Genomic DNA, 16,137 nt, shown 5'->3' on the forward strand with positions numbered 1-16,137 from the left:
AAAATAATCTCTCCTCCCCTCACCCCATCCCTCTCCCCAAAGGGGCGAGGGTGAAATAAGAAGCAATGTTGCAACCAGGGAAGAGAGATTAAATCTTTACACCGCTCTGAAGGCGATCTCGCTTGGGATCACATCGCCATTCCAGTAAAGCTGAGCCGCCACGCGCCCCGCCAGCTCGCGGTACAGCGTGGTGATATCGCTTTCCGGGCGGTTGATCACCGTCGGTTTACCGGCATCCAGGTCCTCGCGCAGCGTGATGTGCAGCGGCAACTGCCCCAGCAGCGTGGTGTGGTACTGCTGCGCTAATTTTTCGGCGCCGCCCGTGCCAAAGATAGGCTCCTGATGGCCGCAGTTGCTGCAAATATGAATGCTCATATTCTCAACTATGCCCACCACCGGCACCTCAACTTTCTCGAACATCACGATCCCTTTACGGGCGTCGATCAGCGCGATGTCCTGCGGCGTCGTCACGACCATCGCTCCGGTGACCGGAATGTTTTGCGCCAGCGTCAGCTGGATGTCTCCGGTGCCCGGAGGCATATCGATCACCAGGTAATCCAGGTCAGGCCACAGGGTTTCCTGCAGCATCTGCATCAGCGCTTTACTGGCCATCGGGCCACGCCATACCATGGCGTTTTCGTCGGTGACCAGGTAGCCAATCGAGTTAGTCGCCAGGCCGTGTGCCACGATTGGCGCCATGTGCTTGCCGTCCGGCGACGTTGGGCGTTCATGTTCAGCGCCCAGCATGGTGGGGATCGACGGGCCGTAAATATCGGCATCCAGAATACCGACTTTGGCCCCTTCGGCCGCCAGCGCCAGCGCCATGTTTACCGCGGTGGTCGATTTACCCACCCCGCCTTTGCCGGAGCTAACGGCAATGATGTTTTTGACGCCGTTAATGCCGGGCTGGTTTTTCACCCGTTTCAGCGTGGCAATGTGATGACTTAGCTTCCAGTCCACCGCTTTTGCGCCGGTTATCCGCAGCAGGTCAGAGCTACATGTCTCTTTTAAGGCGTCAAACCCGCTTTGCCAGGCGAACGGCATCTGCAGTTCAACGTGCAGCGTGTCGTCAAGCATGGCCACATGGTGCAGCGCTTTCAACGCGGTAAGATTGTGCTTCAAGGTAGGGTGCTGAAAATTGGCCAGGGTCCCGGCGACCATCGCGCGTAGCTGTTCCGGGGACTTGCTGGACGGGGATTGCGAATTCATCCCGACTCCTTATGTTTTTATCGGACATTGCAATCCGCTAAGCATACCAGAAACCACGCCGCCTATTCATGTGCGGTTATTGCGGGCTTTGGGGTTACTAAACAATTGCCAATCCGGTAATATCAAATCCCCTTTTTTAAATCAGAAGATGCAATTCCCACTATGACTCAACCCGCGAAAAAAATATTGGTAACGTGCGCCCTGCCGTACGCAAACGGCTCAATCCACCTCGGTCACATGCTGGAGCATATTCAGGCTGATGTCTGGGTCCGTTACCAACGAATGCGCGGCAACGAGGTTAACTTCATCTGCGCAGACGATGCCCACGGCACGCCTATTATGCTGAAAGCTCAGCAGCTGGGGATTACCCCGGAGCAGATGATTGCCGAAATGAGTCAGGAGCATCAGACTGATTTTGCAGGCTTTAACATCAGCTATGATAACTACCACTCTACCCACAGCGACGAAAACCGTGAGCTGTCGGAGCTGATTTATGGCCGCCTGAAAGAGAACGGTTTTATTAAAAACCGCACTATTTCTCAGCTCTACGATCCGGAAAAAGGCATGTTCCTGCCGGACCGTTTTGTCAAAGGCACCTGCCCGAAATGTAAAGCCCCGGATCAGTACGGCGATAACTGCGAAGTATGCGGTTCAACCTATAGCCCAACCGAACTTATCGATCCGAAATCCGTGGTGTCCGGCGCCACGCCTGAGATGCGTGATTCCGAGCACTTCTTCTTCGACCTGCCGTCCTTCAGCGAAATGCTGCAGGCCTGGACCCGCAGCGGCGCGCTGCAGGAGCAGGTTGCTAACAAGATGCAGGAATGGTTCGAGTCCGGTCTGCAACAGTGGGATATTTCCCGCGATGCGCCTTACTTCGGCTTCGAAATCCCGAATGCACCGGGCAAGTACTTCTACGTCTGGCTGGATGCGCCAATCGGCTACATGGGTTCCTTTAAGAACCTGTGCGACAAACGCGGCGACACCACCAGCTTCGACGAGTACTGGAAGAAAGACTCCACGACCGAGCTGTATCACTTCATCGGCAAAGACATCGTTTACTTCCACAGCCTGTTCTGGCCGGCCATGCTGGAAGGCAGCAACTTCCGCAAGCCAACCAACCTGTTTGTTCACGGTTATGTGACGGTTAACGGCGCGAAGATGTCCAAATCTCGCGGGACCTTTATCAAAGCCAGCACCTGGCTGAAGCACTTCGATGCCGACAGCCTGCGCTACTACTACACGGCGAAGCTCTCTTCCCGTATCGACGATATCGACCTTAACCTGGAAGACTTCGTGCAGCGCGTGAACAGCGACATCGTCAACAAAGTGGTTAACCTTGCGTCGCGTAACGCCGGCTTTATTGCCAAGCGTTTTGACGGCGTGTTGGCCGCAGACATTGCCGACGCAGAGCTGTACAAAACCTTCACCGATGCCGCAGAAAGCATCGGCGAAGCGTGGGACAGCCGCGAATTTGGCCGTGCAATCCGCGAAATTATGGCGCTGGCGGATATCGCTAACCGCTACGTGGACGAGCAGGCTCCGTGGGTGGTGGCTAAACAGGAAGGCCGCGACGCCGATCTGCAGGCCATTTGCTCCATGGGCATTAACCTGTTCCGCGTGCTGATGACTTACCTGAAGCCGGTTCTGCCGTCGCTCACCGAACGCGCGGAAGCATTCCTGAATGCCGAACTAAGCTGGGATAGCATCGCTACGCCGCTGCTGAACCACAAAGTGAACAGCTTCAAGGCGCTGTATAACCGCATTGAAACCAAACAGGTGGAAGCTCTGGTGGAAGCATCTAAAGAAGAAGTGAAGGCGCTGAATTCTACGCCGGTAACCGGCCCGCTGGCGGACGATCCGATTCAGGAGACCATCACCTTTGATGACTTCGCGAAAGTGGATATGCGCATTGCGCTGATTGAGAAAGCAGAATTCGTGGACGGCTCCGACAAGCTGCTGCGTCTGACGCTGGATCTTGGCGGTGAGAAACGCAATGTCTTCTCCGGCATTCGTACAGCCTACCCGGATCCGTCTAAGCTGGAAGGTCGCCTGACCGTGATGGTGGCCAACCTCGCACCGCGGAAGATGCGCTTTGGCGTGTCGGAAGGGATGGTGATGGCCGCAGGTCCCGGCGGGAAAGACATCTTCCTGCTGAGCCCGGACAGCGGTGCTCAGCCTGGTATGGCGGTTAAGTAAGCCCTTCACCCCAGCCCTCTCCCCCCCGGGGAGAGGGTGCAAAAACGGATTTATCCCGCTTTCTCTCCACTCCCGTTCAGGGACGGACTGCAAAACAGTCGAACTGCCCTGTCTTATCCCCTATCCCTTTTAGGGAGAGGCGAAAAACAATCGAACTGCCCTGTCTTAACCCTATCTCTTTTAGGGAGAGGCGAAAAACAATCGAGCCGCCCTGTCTGATTCCTGCTCCTTGAGGGAGAGGGTGCAAAACAATCGAACTGCCTTGTCTTATCCCTACCCCTTGGAGGGAGAGGGCGCAAAACAATCGAACCGCCCTGTCTTAACCCTATCTCTTTTAGGGAGAGGCGAAAAACAATCGAACCGCCCAGCCTTATCCCCTCTCCCTTTTAGGGAGAGGGTTAGGGTGAGGGTAAAAATCAGGCGTCTCGTGCCTGCCCGACAGTTTTGTCCTTCAGGAACAACACCATCAGACCCAGCCAAATCAGCCCGCCCAGCAGGTTAAACAGGCTGAACAGACCGTTACCGCCGAACTGGTAGGCGTGCTTGCTCAGCTCAATGCCGACGGTAAAGATCAGCATCTGCAGCATCCCCATCGCCGCCGACACCGTGCCTTTACTCATCTCGCTGGCGAACAGCGTCAGGCGCACCAGGCCGGCATTCGCCAGGCCGATACCAAAGGCATACAGGCTCAGGCCAGCCGTCATCCATAGATAAGCATGAGAAGAGGCTACCGTGGCCACCGCCGCGACAATCAGGCCGGGCACAATCCACCAGCCGCCCATGATAATCAGGCTGCGCACGCTGCGGCGTGACGTCAGCTTCGCCAGGACCAGGTTACCGAGGATCAGCGCGCCGAAAATAGGCACCTGCAGCAGGCCGTATTCATAGCTGCTGAGATTCTCCCCGCTGATGATGATCACCGGCGACTGGGCAATCCACGCCAGCAGCGGCAGGCTTACAAAGCCCGTCGCCAGCGCCCCAGAAACAAAACGCAGGTTTTTCAGCACCAGTTTGTAGTCGTGGCCAAGCTCTTTCAGGGAAAGCTTCTCGCCGAGGCGGGTCGCCGTTTCCGGCATCGCCTTGTGCAGCCCAAAGAAAGAGATGGCCGCCAGCAGCGCAAACAGAACGAACATGGTTTCCCAGGGAGCAACGTGGATCCACGCGGCGCCCACCAGCGGCCCAAGCAGGGGCGCAATCAGCGCAACGTTCGCCATCAGCGCGGTTATCTTGATGCAAACCGACTCTTCAAAGGACTCCTGAATAGCGGCGTAGCCCACCGCTCCAATAAAGCACAGGCTGACGCCCTGCAGAAAGCGCAGGAAGGTGAACTGCTGAATATCCTGGGCCAGCAGCGTCGCGAGGCAGGTGACGATAAACCATACCACGCCGGTGAGCATCACCGGGCGGCGGCCAATACGGTCAGACAGCGGCCCCAGCAGCCACTGCAGGAACATACCGCCCGCCAGGTAAGCCGTCATTGAGGTCGGCACCCATTCCACGCCCGCCTGGAACTGATCCACTACGGCCAGCATCCCCGGCTGGATCATGTCATTGCCGATATAAGTTGAGAATTCGTAGAGCACCAGGCAAAGCGGGAACAGTAGCGCCTGACGGCCTAACGATTTGTTAGCTATCGTATTATGTTGCATTCGGAACTCAGAAGATAAAGAAACGCGCAGAGTGTATTCAATTGCCCGTGCCAGCGGTAGTCAACGGCTGACAAATAGCACGGGGTGTAAAGCCGCGCACATCATACCTCAATTCTATTAAGGATTTCTTAATCTGTGATGAATATTCTGCTGCCATGAATCTCAGGTCAGCCCGGTCTTTACCAAATACAAGATGAAATGTTTTCCTAAACCAACGGTAAATAAGACAAAACTGCTTTACCGTCTACCGCCCCGCTTCTATCTTTTCCAACTTTGCATCCTGATAATACTGGCTGCAGTTTTTAGCTGGCTCTCCAGGGATGAAGGACTGGATCGCTGGCTAACGGGGCTCTGGTTTGATGCAGCCAGCCGCAGTTTCCCGCTGCAAAACGATCGGCTGATGGATTTGCTCAACCACCGTCTGTTAAAGGACCTGGTGATTGCCGGCGGCGTTATCGCGCTGTTGTGGGGGGTCTGGCGCCGTCAGCCGCGGCTGGTCGTGGTGGCTTTGCTCATCGGGCTTGGGGCATTAACGGTCGGCGTCCTGAAAGGCTTTAGCCACCACTCCTGCCCGTGGAGTCTGGTGGAATACGGCGGGAATGCAGCCTCGTATCCGCTTTTCGGCATGGCACCGGCTGACAGCGGGCCTGGGAGATGTTTTCCAGGCGGCCATGCCTCCAGCGGCTTTGGCGTGATGGCACTGTTTTTCTTGTTTTACCGTGAACGTCCGCGCCTGGCGTGGTTTTTCCTCGGCCTTGGCGTGTTTCTCGGCTTGAGCATGGGATACGGCCAGGTGATGCGCGGCGCGCACTTTTTCAGCCACAACCTGTGGGCAGGTTGGTGGGTATGGTTAACCCAGGTGGTGCTTTATGGCGCGATATCCACCTGGTCAGTTAAAGCACAGGACAAGTCATGATGGAAATGCTCAACCAGAATCTGTTTTTGCTCATTAATGCCACCCCGTCGTCGCCGGAGTGGATGATAAAGCTGGCAATATTCCTCGCCCGGGATCTGATCAGTATCGTCCCGCTGCTGATCGTCGTGCTCTGGCTGTGGGGCCAGCGCAAGCAGATGCCGGCCCAGCGCCAGGTGGTGATCAAAACCGGTATGGCGCTGGTTATCAGCGTGGTGCTGTCGTGGATCATCGGCCACCTGTTCCCGCACCCTCGCCCTTTTGTGGTCGGGCTGGGCTACAACTTCCTGCACCATGCGCCGGATGACTCTTTCCCTAGCGATCACGGCACGGTAATTTTCACCTTTGCCCTGGCATTTTTGTGCTGGCACCGCATCTGGTCCGGCGTGATGCTGTTTGCTATCGGCTGTGCGATTGCCTGGTCCCGCGTCTACCTCGGCGTGCACTGGCCGCTGGATATGCTCGGCGGCCTGCTGGTCGGGATGAGCGCCTGCCTGCTATCGCAGATAGTCTGGAACCTGCGCGGGCCACAAATCCATCAGCGCCTGCACCAAATCTACCGCTACTGCTTCGCGCTGCCCATCCGTAAAGGCTGGGTGCGTGACTAAGCGGTTCACCACAGGTAAAATGCGTTAACTTTATTTCCCCTCACCCTAACCCTCTCCCCCGCAGGGGCGAGGGGATAAAACGCAGAAAGGCCTATGGAAACCCGCCGTGACGAACGCATCACCCGCCTGGTACAGGCGCTGAAGCGCAGCGACAAAATTCATCTAAAAGAAGCCGCTCAGCTGCTGGGCGTCTCCGAAATGACCATCCGCCGCGATATTAACAGCGAGCCGGGTCAGGTGGTTCTGCTGGGGGGATATGTGGTGCTGGAGCCTCGCAGCGCCGGGGCCAGCCACTATCTGCTGAGCGATGAAAAAACGCGTCAGGTTGAAGAGAAGCGTCACGCCGCCAGGCTCGCTGCGCAACATGTTCGACCGCGCCAGACGGTGTTCTTCGACTGCGGAACCACCACGCCTTACATCATCGATGCCCTTGACGACGATCTGCCTTTCACCGGCCTGTGCTATTCCCTCAACACCTTTTTGGCCCTGCAGGATAAGCCGAATTGTCGGGTAATCTTGAGCGGGGGTGAGTTTCACGCCAGCAACGCGATTTTTAATCCGATTAGCTTTCAGGAATGTCTGGGGAATATCTGCCCGGATATTGCGTTTTTATCGGCGGCAGGCGTCCATCTGCGCTACGGCGCGACTTGCTTTAATCTGAATGAACTGGCGGTTAAACATTGGGCGCTGAGCATGGCCCAGCGTAAAATTTTGGTGGTGGACGATACTAAGTTTGGCAAGGTACGCCCCGCCTGCATGGGGCCGCTGACGGCGTTTGATACTCTTATTACCAACCGGCCTCCCGCCGCGGAGTTTATAGACTTTGCCGCGGCGGAAAACCTGACGTTAGAGTGGTAGGCGCTTAGGAGAACCAGCTGCCAAACCAGCCGTGGAGCTTCATCAGCACAAAGTCCCACATGCGGCTTAAGAAACCGCCCTCTTCTACCGGCTCCATCACCAGCAGCGGACGCTGTTCAATGGATTTACCGTTAAGCTGGAAGTCGATGGTGCCGACCGCCTGGCCTTTTTTCAGCGGGGCGGTGAGCTGTGGTTCATTCAGCGTAAAGCTGGCTTTCAGGTTCTTCAACTGGCCACGAGGAATCGTCACCGAGCCACCCTCACCGGCACCAAGATTGACTTCACTCTTATCGCCAAACCAGACGCGCTGAGTCACGAAAGTCGCGTCAGGCTTAATTGGCGTCACGGTTTCGAAGAAGCGGAAGCCCCAGGTCAGCAGCTTTTCGCTTTCGTTAAAGCGAATTCGGTCGGTTTTCGTTCCCAACACGACGGAAATCAGGCGCATATCGCCGGAGGTTGCCGACGCGACCAGGTTGTAGCCCGCCCCTTCGGTGGTACCGGTCTTCATACCATCAACGTTGAGGTTAGAGCTCCACAGCAGGCGGTTACGGTTCGGCTGCTTGATATTGTTAAAGGTGAACTCTTTCTCTTTATGCACCGCGTACTCTTCCGGTACGTCATGGATCAGCGCCTGGCCCAGCAGCGCCATGTCGCGCGCGGTGCTGTACTGCCCTGGTGCATCCAGGCCGTGAACGGTTTTAAAGGTGGTGTTGGTGAGTTTGAGCTTTTGCGCGTAGTTGTTCATCAGGCTGACAAACGAGTCCTGACTGCCCGCCACATAGTCGGCAATTGCAATGCTGGCGTCGTTTCCGGACTGAATAATGACGCCTTTGTTCAGGTCTTCCACTGAAACTTTGTCGCCCGGTTTCAGGAACATCAGCGAAGAGCCGCGCAGCACCGGGTTGCCGGTAGCCCAGGCATCTTTCCCGATAGTCACCATATCCGTCAGGTGAATTTTGCCTGCTTTTAGCGCCTGCCCTACCACGTAGCTGGTCATCAGCTTGGTCAGACTTGCCGGATCGAGCTTGTCGTCGGCATTTCCTTCCGCCAGCACCTTGCCACTGGCGTAATCCATTAAAATCCAGGCTTTTGCATCAACCTGGGGTGCATCTGCGGTCTGCTCAGCGCTCAGCGCAGGAGCCGCTATCAGCAGCAGGGTTGTCCCTGCGACTAAACCACGTAGTGTTGCCGGCATTTGCAAGCTCTTCATAAAACCACCTGAGTATCCATTCTTAAAAAATTCACGGCGCGCACCGCCACCCAAAAGTCAGGATGTGAGTAATAACGCACGAATCCACTTAAAGAAACATAGAGTTGGTAAAGTTTTTTAAGTTTATTCGATATCTGCACGAGTTGCCGCCGTCACGCCATTTTTTTTAGCTTCGGTTGAGAAACAGTGGTGTTTTCGTGACCGGAGCCGGGCATACTCGATGTCCACCTGCAAAAAAAGGAACCACCATGATTACCGTTTGGGGCAGAGATAACTCCACCAATGTAAAAAAAGTGCTGTGGTGTCTGGAAGAGCTGCAACTGCCGTACCGCTCCGTTCCTGCGGGGGGGAAATTTGGCCTGACGCACGATGCCGATTACCTGGCGATGAACCCGAATGGCCTGGTGCCGTGCATTCACGATGACGCATACGGGCTGACGCTGTGGGAATCCAATACCATCGTCCGTTACCTGGCGGCAGAATATGGCCGTGACTCGCTGTGGGTGAATGCTCCGGCAGAGCGGGCCAAAGGGGAAAAATGGATGGACTGGTCCGCCACGGCGGTGTCCGGCCCTTACCGCGGCGTATACGCCAGCCTGGTCAGAACCCCACCGGAAGAGCGAGATAGTAAGCTGATTGAGCAAAGCATTGCGGCCTGCAACAAGCTGTTTGCCATTGCGGATGCAGAATTGGCTAAACAACCGTGGTTGGGTGGCGAAGCCTTTGGCCTGGGCGACCTCGCATTTGGCCCGCAAATCTACAGCCTGCTCAATCTCGATATTCCATGGGATGCGGTGCCAAACCTCCAGCGCTGGTATCAGCAGCTGACCCAGCGCCCGGCGTTCAAGAAAATTGTGATGATCCCGCTCACCTGATTTAGCTTTCCGTCGGGCTAATTTTTAGCAGCTCGCCGTCAGATTCGTCGGTCAGGACATACAGATAGCCGTCCGGGCCGACGCGCACATCGCGAATACGCTTCTTACGATCGCCCAGCAGCCGCTGCTCACCCGTCACCTTGTCGCCGTCCAGCGTCAGCTCAATCAGATTCTTTTCTTTAAGCGCGCCGATAAACAGCTTACCCTTCCATTGCGGGAAGGTGTCAGCGGAATAAAACGCCATGCCGCTTATTGCAGGAGAGACTTTCCAGTAATGTATCGGCTGCTCGGTGCCTTCAACCTCTCCCCCTTTAGCCTCAGGGATCTTCAGTCCGCTGTAGTTAACGCCCCAGGTCGCCAGCGGCCAGCCGTAGTTTTTCCCGGCTGCCGGGATATTGATCTCATCGCCACCTCTCGGCCCGTGCTCATTTAACCACAGCTCGCCGTTGGCTGGATTAATGGCTAATCCCTGCGGGTTACGGTGCCCGTAAGACCAAATTTCAGGCCGGGCGCCCGGCTTGCCCACAAATGGGTTGTCCTGAGGTATGCCCCCCTCGGCATTAAGCCGCACCACTTTGCCCTGCAGCTTATCGAGGTCCTGGGCCGTGGCGCGCTCGTTGTTCTCTCCCAGCGCGATAAACACATGACCTTGCCCGTCAAACGCCATGCGCCCGCCGAAATGATTGCCGGTGGAGAGTTTTGGCGTCTGGCGGAACACGACCTTGAAGTTTTCCAGCCGTTTCAGATCCTGGCTTAACGTCCCATACCCGACTGCGGTACCGGCTTTATTGTCGCTGCCGCCTTCGGCAAAGCTAAGCCATACGCGGCGGCTACTGGCAAAATCCGGGGCCAGCACAACGTCCAGCAAACCACCCTGTCCGTGAGCCCAGACCACGGGCACGCCGCTAATGGGCGCAGATAAGCCTTTGTCCTGCTGCCACAGATGCAGCTCCCCGCCGCGCAGGGTAATCAACATCCCCTGGTTATCAGGTAAAAAATCCAGCGCCCACGGATGAGGCAGATCGGTTTGCAATACCTCAACGTTGGTTTTGGCGGCCAGCGTAAAAGAGGCAGAGAAAAGCAGCGTGGCGGCAATAAGCGTGCGGGACGGGAACGGCGGCATGGTAATCTCCTGGTTTAGGCTATCCGTTAAGGGTAGCCGCCGGAGATAATCTAATGCCCGGTTTTACATAACATTAAGAACGGGGAGCGAAACAGGCTCCCCGCGCCCGGTTCAGGCTTCGATGGCCTTCCCGCGTGCCGCCAGCGCATTCAGGCTCCGGGAGAGCAGCATCAGGCTGGCCTCAAGCTTCGCCGCATCAACCGCGATGTATTGCGGGCAGTCTTTGCGCCCGCTCATCAGGCAAAGTGCCGCGGATGAACAGGCTTCAACGGCATGGCGGAAATCATCTTTTTCATCATCTGGCAGGCTCGCCTGCAGCATAAAGGCGGCGTCGTGGCTCCGATGGCAGACATCAAGCAAGCGACCCCGCAGCAGTTCGCTTTCGCTGACAGACATGTACCCTTTGGCCTTTCTCAACGCCAGATAGGCGGCGATCTCTCCCTTCGCGACCTTCAGTTTTTGCAGCAGGTCGTTTTTGAGTGTTCGTCCGGACATAGTGCATCCTCCTCGTGGGCTAATCGTTAATCCACAGCCAAAGTATGGTCAAAAGACCAAGGTTTCGCGGCCATTATCTTTCGCATTTGGTGCTGTTTCGTGGGCCAGCCGCAGCGCGCAGTGGTTAAACCGAAGTGGAATAAATCACCTAAAACGCAAACTGCAATTCTCCAGTACAAATTCCCGCCCAACCTCTGTAGAATCCCTGCCCTAATCTTTCTAATAATCGAACACTTTTTAAGCTATGAGCAATGTGACCCAACAGCCCCGTATCGGGTTTGTCTCCCTCGGCTGCCCGAAAAACCTCGTGGACTCCGAACGCATCCTGACTGAACTGCGCACCGAAGGTTATGACGTGGTGCCAAGCTATGACGACGCCGACATGGTTATCGTCAACACCTGCGGCTTTATCGACAGCGCCGTACAGGAATCGCTGGAAGCCATCGGCGAAGCGCTGAACGAAAACGGTAAGGTGATTGTCACCGGTTGCCTGGGCGCAAAAGAAGATCAGATCCGTGAAGTACATCCGAAGGTGCTGGAAATCACCGGCCCGCACAGCTATGAGCAGGTTCTGCAGCACGTTCATCACTACGTGCCAAAACCTCAGCACAACCCGTTCCTGAGCCTGGTGCCGGAACAGGGCGTGAAGCTGACGCCGCGCCATTACGCGTATCTGAAAATTTCCGAAGGCTGCAACCATCGCTGCACCTTCTGCATTATCCCGTCCATGCGTGGCGATCTGGACAGCCGCCCAATCGGCGACGTGCTGGCAGAGGCAAAACGTTTGGTTGAAGCGGGCGTGAAAGAGCTGCTGGTGATCTCCCAGGATACGTCCGCTTACGGCGTGGACGTCAAGCACCGCACCGGTTTCTGGAACGGTGCCCCGGTCAAAACCAGCATGGTGAGCCTGTGTGAGCAGTTGGCTAAACTGGGCGTCTGGACGCGCCTGCATTACGTTTACCCGTACCCGCACGTTGACGATGTGATCCCGCTGATGGCGGAAGGCAAGATTCTGCCGTACCTCGATATCCCGCTGCAGCACGCCAGCCCGCGCATTCTGAAGCTGATGAAGCGTCCTGGCTCTGCGGATCGCCAGCTGCAGCGCATCAAGCAGTGGCGTGAAATCTGCCCGGATCTGACCCTGCGTTCGACCTTTATCGTCGGCTTCCCGGGTGAAACCGAAGAAGACTTCGAGATGCTGCTCGATTTCCTGAAAGAAGCGCGTCTGGATCGCGTGGGCTGCTTCAAATACAGCCCGGTGGACGGCGCGACCGCCAACGAACTGCCGGACCAGGTGCCGGAAGAAGTGAAAGAAGAGCGCTGGAACCGCTTTATGCAGCTGCAGCAGAAGATCTCTGCCGAGCGCCTGCAGGAAAAAGTGGGCCGCGAGATTCTGGTCATGGTTGATGAAGTGGACGAAGAAGGTGCCATTGGCCGCAGCATGGCGGATGCACCAGAAATCGACGGCGCAGTTTACCTGAATGGCGAAACGAAGCTGAAACCAGGCGACGTTGTCCGGGTGAAAGTTGAAAACGCGGATGAGTACGATCTGTGGGGATCGGTGGTTTAATTTTTTCTGCCCGTCGGAACCGTGACCGCAAACCTTCTATGAGGGCTCAGTTAAGGTTCCGTTCACTTCCAGCCCTGTTTCACATGCCACCACAGAACTTGTGAACGACTCGGGGAAGTCACCGTCACTTCCCCGAGACCCCGGACTCCCGGCCAAATAAATCGCCGCAAGCGGTAAACCTCCGTTTTATCTCCCAGTCCTGGGTCGGCTGAGATGCGTTCCCGACGCTCTCAGCCTCCGGCCGTTCCCGACGGCCGGACCCTGGCCAGTCGGAGAGAAAACGGAGGCGATTTAAGCCGGAACCGTACCTCGCTTCAAATCCGCAACCACACTGAACATCACTGTCGCTTCAAGACTTACAGCCACGCCCTTGTTCCCGGCTCTCATCGCCCCCGGTTATGACCCAACTCAGGCGGGGTTGAGCTGTCGGGAACAGCGAAAGAGAGCGATCGTCGGGAACGGATCGCGAACGACCCCGACTGTTTGGGTGATAGCCGGTGGGTTTACCGCTTCAGCGGCGATGAGCTCGCCGGGCGCCGGGGCTGTTCGGGGGATGGCGTTATCCCCCGGACACGTTCACCGGTGCGGGGCAGCATATGAAACTGTACTGGAAGTGAACGGAACCTTATCCAGCCCTCCAAAGAGGACATGTGTAAATACGAAATCACCAGTGAGCACACGTTAAAACGTATAACTCATCCCCACCGTCAACTCCCGCAGGTTATTCTTATTCACCATTGGGCTGTCGCTGATAGCACTCGGATAAAAACGCTGGGTGAACTGCGCCCAGGTGTTCCATAGCGGCGTCCAGGCGTAATTCATCGCCAGCTGCGCATAAGGCACTATGCTGCCCTGCGGGCGCCATGTCGCGAGACCCGTTTTGGCCGACTCTTTCTCTGAGACGCCATAGTAGTAGCGTGTATTTTGCGCATTAGAAAAGTCCATTCCGGCTTCAGGCACCAGGGTGAAATCCCCCCACTGCGCCAGAGCAATATATGCCGAGTTCGCCGTCACTCCGTTGCTGACGCCCAGGGTGTCGCCCGCAAGCGTGGCGCTGAACGCGCCTATCGGCGTGGTGTACTGCATCGTCATGCCGCCCATCATGGTGCTGTGGCGGTTATTCAGCCCCCGCAGCGCGGGCGTTTGCCCGGTATCCGCCCGATACAGGGTGTCGTAGTAATAGACTTTTGCGCGCAGCAGCAGCGTGTCGGTGTTAATGAAGTTATAGCCAGCTTCGGTGCCGTCGAGATACCAGGTTTTGCCGTCGTAGCCGACGTAGGGCAGCGCCCAGCGAAGCTGGTGACGCGTTTGATAAGGGGTTTGATACAGGCCACCCTGCGCGCCTAGCGACCAGTTGGCCGCCGGGCAGGCAGTGGTAATCAGCAATGGGCTGAGCAGAAGTGCCCCGGTTATCTTTCTCATTTCTTCACTCCAGGGCAACGAATCTACTGCCTCAGCTTAGCCTTTAATTTTGGGATCCAGCGCGTCCCGCAGCCCATCCCCCAACAGGTTGAATGCCAGCACGGTCAAAAAGATGGCGAGGCTAGGGAAAATAGCCACATGCGGGGCAATCACCATATCTGCCCTCGCCTCGTTCAGCATAGCCCCCCACTCCGGCGTGGGTGGCTGAGCCCCCAGGCCGAGAAATGACAGGCTGGCGGCGGAGATAATCGAGGTCCCGATACGCATCGTGAAATACACCACAATCGACGAAACGGTTCCGGGCAGAATATGCCGGAAGATAATAGTCGCATCCGGGGCGCCAATGCTACGCGCAGACTCAATAAAAGTTTGCTGTTTCAGCACCAGAGTATTGCCGCGAACAAGGCGGGCAAAGGCCGGAATACTGAAAATCGCCACCGCAATAATCACGTTGGTCATGCCGCTGCCCATCACCGCCACCACCGCTATCGCCAGCAGAATACCGGGAAAGGCGAACAGCACGTCGCATATTCGCATGATGATGCGGTCCCACCAGCCTTCGTAATAGCCCGCCAGCAGGCCAAAGAAAGTGCCAATCAGCGCCCCAATCAGTACCGAAAAGACCCCGGCGGCCAGCGAAATTTGCGCCCCGACCAGCACGCGGCTAAAAATATCGCGCCCCAACGAATCAACGCCAAACCAGTGCAGCATCGACGGGCCGTCGTTCAGCCGGTCGTAATCGAAGTAGTTTTCCGCATCAAAAGGGGCAATCCACGGGGCAATTAACGCAATCACTATCAACAAAAGCACGAACAGCCCGGCGGCCATCGCCACGGGCTGCTGGCGAAAACGCCGCAGAAATTCACTCCACGGGGTGCGAATTTGCCCGGCACGCACCACGGGCATCGCGTTGACTATGGCCTGGCGTCGCCAGTTTAAAAGTCGCATCCTTATTTGTACCTGATGGCCGGGTTAATGGCGGCATACAGCAGATCCACCACTAAGTTGATCACAATAAACTCCAGCGAAAACAGCAGAACCTCAGCCTGAATAACCGGGTAATCACGCATCTCCACCGAATCCACCAGCAGGCGCCCTAATCCCGGCCAGTTAAATACTTTTTCCACCACAATCGAGCCGCCGAGCAGAAAACCGAACTGCAGTCCCATCATAGTAACCACCGGGATCATGGCGTTACGCAGGCCGTGTTTTACCACGATCAGCGTTTCGCTCACGCCTTTCGCCCTGGCGGTACGCATGTAGTCTTCGTGCAGCACATCCACAAAGGACGCGCGGGTGAATCTGGCCATTACGGCCGCCACCGCCGCACCAAGGGTTATGGACGGCAGTATATAATGCTGCCAGCTATCGGCACCCACCGTAGGAAGCCAGCCCAGTTCAACCGAGAAGACCTGCATCAGAAGCATTCCCAGCGCGAAGGCAGGGAATGAAATGCCGGACACGGCAATCGTCATACTCAGGCGATCCGGCCAGCGATTACGCCAGACGGCCGCCACAATTCCGGTCGCCAGGCCAAACAACGTTGCCCATGCCATGCTGGTCAGCGTCAGCCACATGGTGGGCATAAAGCGGCTGGCAATCTCTTCCGAGACAGGGCGGCGTGAAACCAGCGAGGTGCCAAAGTCACCCTGCACAACGTGAGTGATGTAATGCAGGAATTGCCGCCATAAAGGTTGATCCAATCCCAGCTGTTTACGAACAAGTTCGATGACCGTGGCATCAGCTTCCGGCCCGGCGATCAGACGAGCCGGGTCGCCGGGCAACAGATGCACAAACAGGAACACCAGCACCGCGACGATGAACAGCGTCGGGATCAGGCCAAAGAGGCGTTTGAGGAAATAGTTAAACATCGCGGCCCCTCACCCTAACCCTCGCCCCTGAGGGGCGAGGAGATAAAAAAACAGGGCATAAAGCCCCTCTCCCCGGAGAGGAGAGGGCATAAAGAGAAAAGGCTTTGTTTTCCCCCTCTCCCATTTAGAGAGAGG

Annotated in this window: 14 protein-coding genes; 6 read left to right on the forward strand and 8 right to left on the reverse strand. The window is 56.5% G+C overall.

Going from position 1 to position 16,137, the window contains the following annotated elements; genetic code table 11:
• Positions 1–96: 96 nt before the first annotated feature.
• On the reverse strand, positions 97–1,209 hold the full coding sequence (locus VW41_15000) for an antiporter (protein AJZ90231.1): 1,113 nt from the start codon (positions 1,207–1,209) through the stop codon (positions 97–99).
• Positions 1,210–1,371: 162 nt separating this feature from the next.
• On the opposite strand from VW41_15000, the gene metG reads away from it, so the two are divergent.
• Positions 1,372–3,408 carry a methionine--tRNA ligase gene (metG, locus tag VW41_15005; protein ID AJZ90232.1) on the forward strand — a complete coding sequence of 679 codons (2,037 nt, stop codon included), beginning with the start codon at positions 1,372–1,374 and terminating at the stop codon, positions 3,406–3,408.
• A gap of 416 nt (positions 3,409–3,824) precedes the next feature.
• Here metG and VW41_15010 read toward each other — a convergent pair whose 3' ends face one another.
• A complete protein-coding gene (locus VW41_15010) occupies positions 3,825–5,057 on the reverse strand; it encodes a multidrug transporter (protein AJZ90233.1) in 1,233 nt (410 codons plus the stop codon).
• Between the two features lie 193 nt (positions 5,058–5,250).
• On the opposite strand from VW41_15010, the gene VW41_15015 reads away from it, so the two are divergent.
• The 3 genes from VW41_15015 to VW41_15025 all read left to right on the forward strand — a co-directional run bounded on the left by VW41_15015 (position 5,251) and on the right by VW41_15025 (position 7,436).
• Positions 5,251–5,973: a phosphoesterase gene (locus tag VW41_15015; GenBank protein ID AJZ90234.1), complete on the forward strand. Its 723-nt coding sequence runs from the start codon at positions 5,251–5,253 to the stop codon at positions 5,971–5,973.
• Positions 5,970–6,578 (forward strand): UDP pyrophosphate phosphatase, encoded by a 609-nt coding sequence (locus VW41_15020; protein AJZ90235.1) that lies wholly within the window; start codon positions 5,970–5,972, stop codon positions 6,576–6,578. Before VW41_15015 ends, VW41_15020 begins: the two co-directional genes overlap by 4 nt.
• A 93-nt stretch (positions 6,579–6,671) precedes the next feature.
• Positions 6,672–7,436 carry a DeoR faimly transcriptional regulator gene (locus tag VW41_15025; GenBank protein ID AJZ90236.1) on the forward strand — a complete coding sequence of 255 codons (765 nt, stop codon included), beginning with the start codon at positions 6,672–6,674 and terminating at the stop codon, positions 7,434–7,436.
• Positions 7,437–7,440: 4 nt separating this feature from the next.
• On the opposite strand, the gene VW41_15030 is transcribed toward VW41_15025, so the two are convergent.
• Entirely contained in the window at positions 7,441–8,646 is a 1,206-nt protein-coding gene (locus tag VW41_15030; GenBank protein AJZ90237.1) for a peptidase M15, read from the reverse strand.
• Positions 8,647–8,894: 248 nt separating this feature from the next.
• Between VW41_15030 and VW41_15035 the strand changes: the two genes are divergently transcribed.
• Complete coding sequence (locus VW41_15035) at positions 8,895–9,521, forward strand: glutathione S-transferase (GenBank protein AJZ90238.1); 627 nt, start codon at positions 8,895–8,897, stop codon at positions 9,519–9,521.
• 1 nt (position 9,522) lies between these two features.
• On the opposite strand, the gene VW41_15040 is transcribed toward VW41_15035, so the two are convergent.
• Complete coding sequence (locus VW41_15040) at positions 9,523–10,644, reverse strand: oxidoreductase (protein AJZ90239.1); 1,122 nt, start codon at positions 10,642–10,644, stop codon at positions 9,523–9,525.
• 111 nt (positions 10,645–10,755) lie between these two features.
• Positions 10,756–11,139 carry a hypothetical protein gene (locus tag VW41_15045; GenBank protein ID AJZ90240.1) on the reverse strand — a complete coding sequence of 128 codons (384 nt, stop codon included), beginning with the start codon at positions 11,137–11,139 and terminating at the stop codon, positions 10,756–10,758.
• A gap of 244 nt (positions 11,140–11,383) precedes the next feature.
• Here VW41_15045 and rimO point away from each other — a divergent pair, with 244 nt between their 5' ends.
• Complete coding sequence (rimO, locus tag VW41_15050) at positions 11,384–12,709, forward strand: ribosomal protein S12 methylthiotransferase (protein ID AJZ90241.1); 1,326 nt, start codon at positions 11,384–11,386, stop codon at positions 12,707–12,709.
• Positions 12,710–13,390: 681 nt separating this feature from the next.
• Here rimO and VW41_15055 read toward each other — a convergent pair.
• From VW41_15055 to VW41_15065, 3 genes are read right to left on the reverse strand one after another with little or no spacing between them, the layout of a single operon-like run.
• A complete protein-coding gene (locus tag VW41_15055) occupies positions 13,391–14,131 on the reverse strand; it encodes a structural protein MipA (protein ID AJZ90242.1) in 741 nt (246 codons plus the stop codon).
• Positions 14,132–14,167: 36 nt separating this feature from the next.
• A complete protein-coding gene (locus tag VW41_15060) occupies positions 14,168–15,079 on the reverse strand; it encodes a glutathione ABC transporter permease (protein AJZ90243.1) in 912 nt (303 codons plus the stop codon).
• 2 nt (positions 15,080–15,081) lie between these two features.
• Positions 15,082–16,002 carry a glutathione ABC transporter permease gene (locus VW41_15065; GenBank protein AJZ90244.1) on the reverse strand — a complete coding sequence of 307 codons (921 nt, stop codon included), beginning with the start codon at positions 16,000–16,002 and terminating at the stop codon, positions 15,082–15,084.
• Between the last annotated feature and the right edge of the window lie 135 nt (positions 16,003–16,137).

It is taken from the genome of Klebsiella michiganensis (assembly GCA_000963575.1).
Lineage (GTDB): Bacteria > Pseudomonadota > Gammaproteobacteria > Enterobacterales > Enterobacteriaceae > Cedecea > Cedecea michiganensis_A.

Excerpts from the sequence above, each read along its gene's own strand:
- VW41_15000 (AJZ90231.1), bottom strand. The coding sequence starts at position 1,209 with ATGAATTCGCAATCCCCGTCCAGCAAGTCCCCGGAACAGCTACGCGCG.
- metG (AJZ90232.1), top strand. The coding sequence starts at position 1,372 with ATGACTCAACCCGCGAAAAAAATATTGGTAACGTGCGCCCTGCCGTAC.
- VW41_15010 (AJZ90233.1), bottom strand. The coding sequence starts at position 5,057 with ATGCAACATAATACGATAGCTAACAAATCGTTAGGCCGTCAGGCGCTA.
- VW41_15015 (AJZ90234.1), top strand. The coding sequence starts at position 5,251 with ATGAAATGTTTTCCTAAACCAACGGTAAATAAGACAAAACTGCTTTAC.
- VW41_15020 (AJZ90235.1), top strand. The coding sequence starts at position 5,970 with ATGATGGAAATGCTCAACCAGAATCTGTTTTTGCTCATTAATGCCACC.
- VW41_15025 (AJZ90236.1), top strand. The coding sequence starts at position 6,672 with ATGGAAACCCGCCGTGACGAACGCATCACCCGCCTGGTACAGGCGCTG.
- VW41_15030 (AJZ90237.1), bottom strand. The coding sequence starts at position 8,646 with ATGAAGAGCTTGCAAATGCCGGCAACACTACGTGGTTTAGTCGCAGGG.
- VW41_15035 (AJZ90238.1), top strand. The coding sequence starts at position 8,895 with ATGATTACCGTTTGGGGCAGAGATAACTCCACCAATGTAAAAAAAGTG.
- VW41_15040 (AJZ90239.1), bottom strand. The coding sequence starts at position 10,644 with ATGCCGCCGTTCCCGTCCCGCACGCTTATTGCCGCCACGCTGCTTTTC.
- VW41_15045 (AJZ90240.1), bottom strand. The coding sequence starts at position 11,139 with ATGTCCGGACGAACACTCAAAAACGACCTGCTGCAAAAACTGAAGGTC.
- rimO (AJZ90241.1), top strand. The coding sequence starts at position 11,384 with ATGAGCAATGTGACCCAACAGCCCCGTATCGGGTTTGTCTCCCTCGGC.
- VW41_15055 (AJZ90242.1), bottom strand. The coding sequence starts at position 14,131 with ATGAGAAAGATAACCGGGGCACTTCTGCTCAGCCCATTGCTGATTACC.
- VW41_15060 (AJZ90243.1), bottom strand. The coding sequence starts at position 15,079 with ATGCGACTTTTAAACTGGCGACGCCAGGCCATAGTCAACGCGATGCCC.
- VW41_15065 (AJZ90244.1), bottom strand. The coding sequence starts at position 16,002 with ATGTTTAACTATTTCCTCAAACGCCTCTTTGGCCTGATCCCGACGCTG.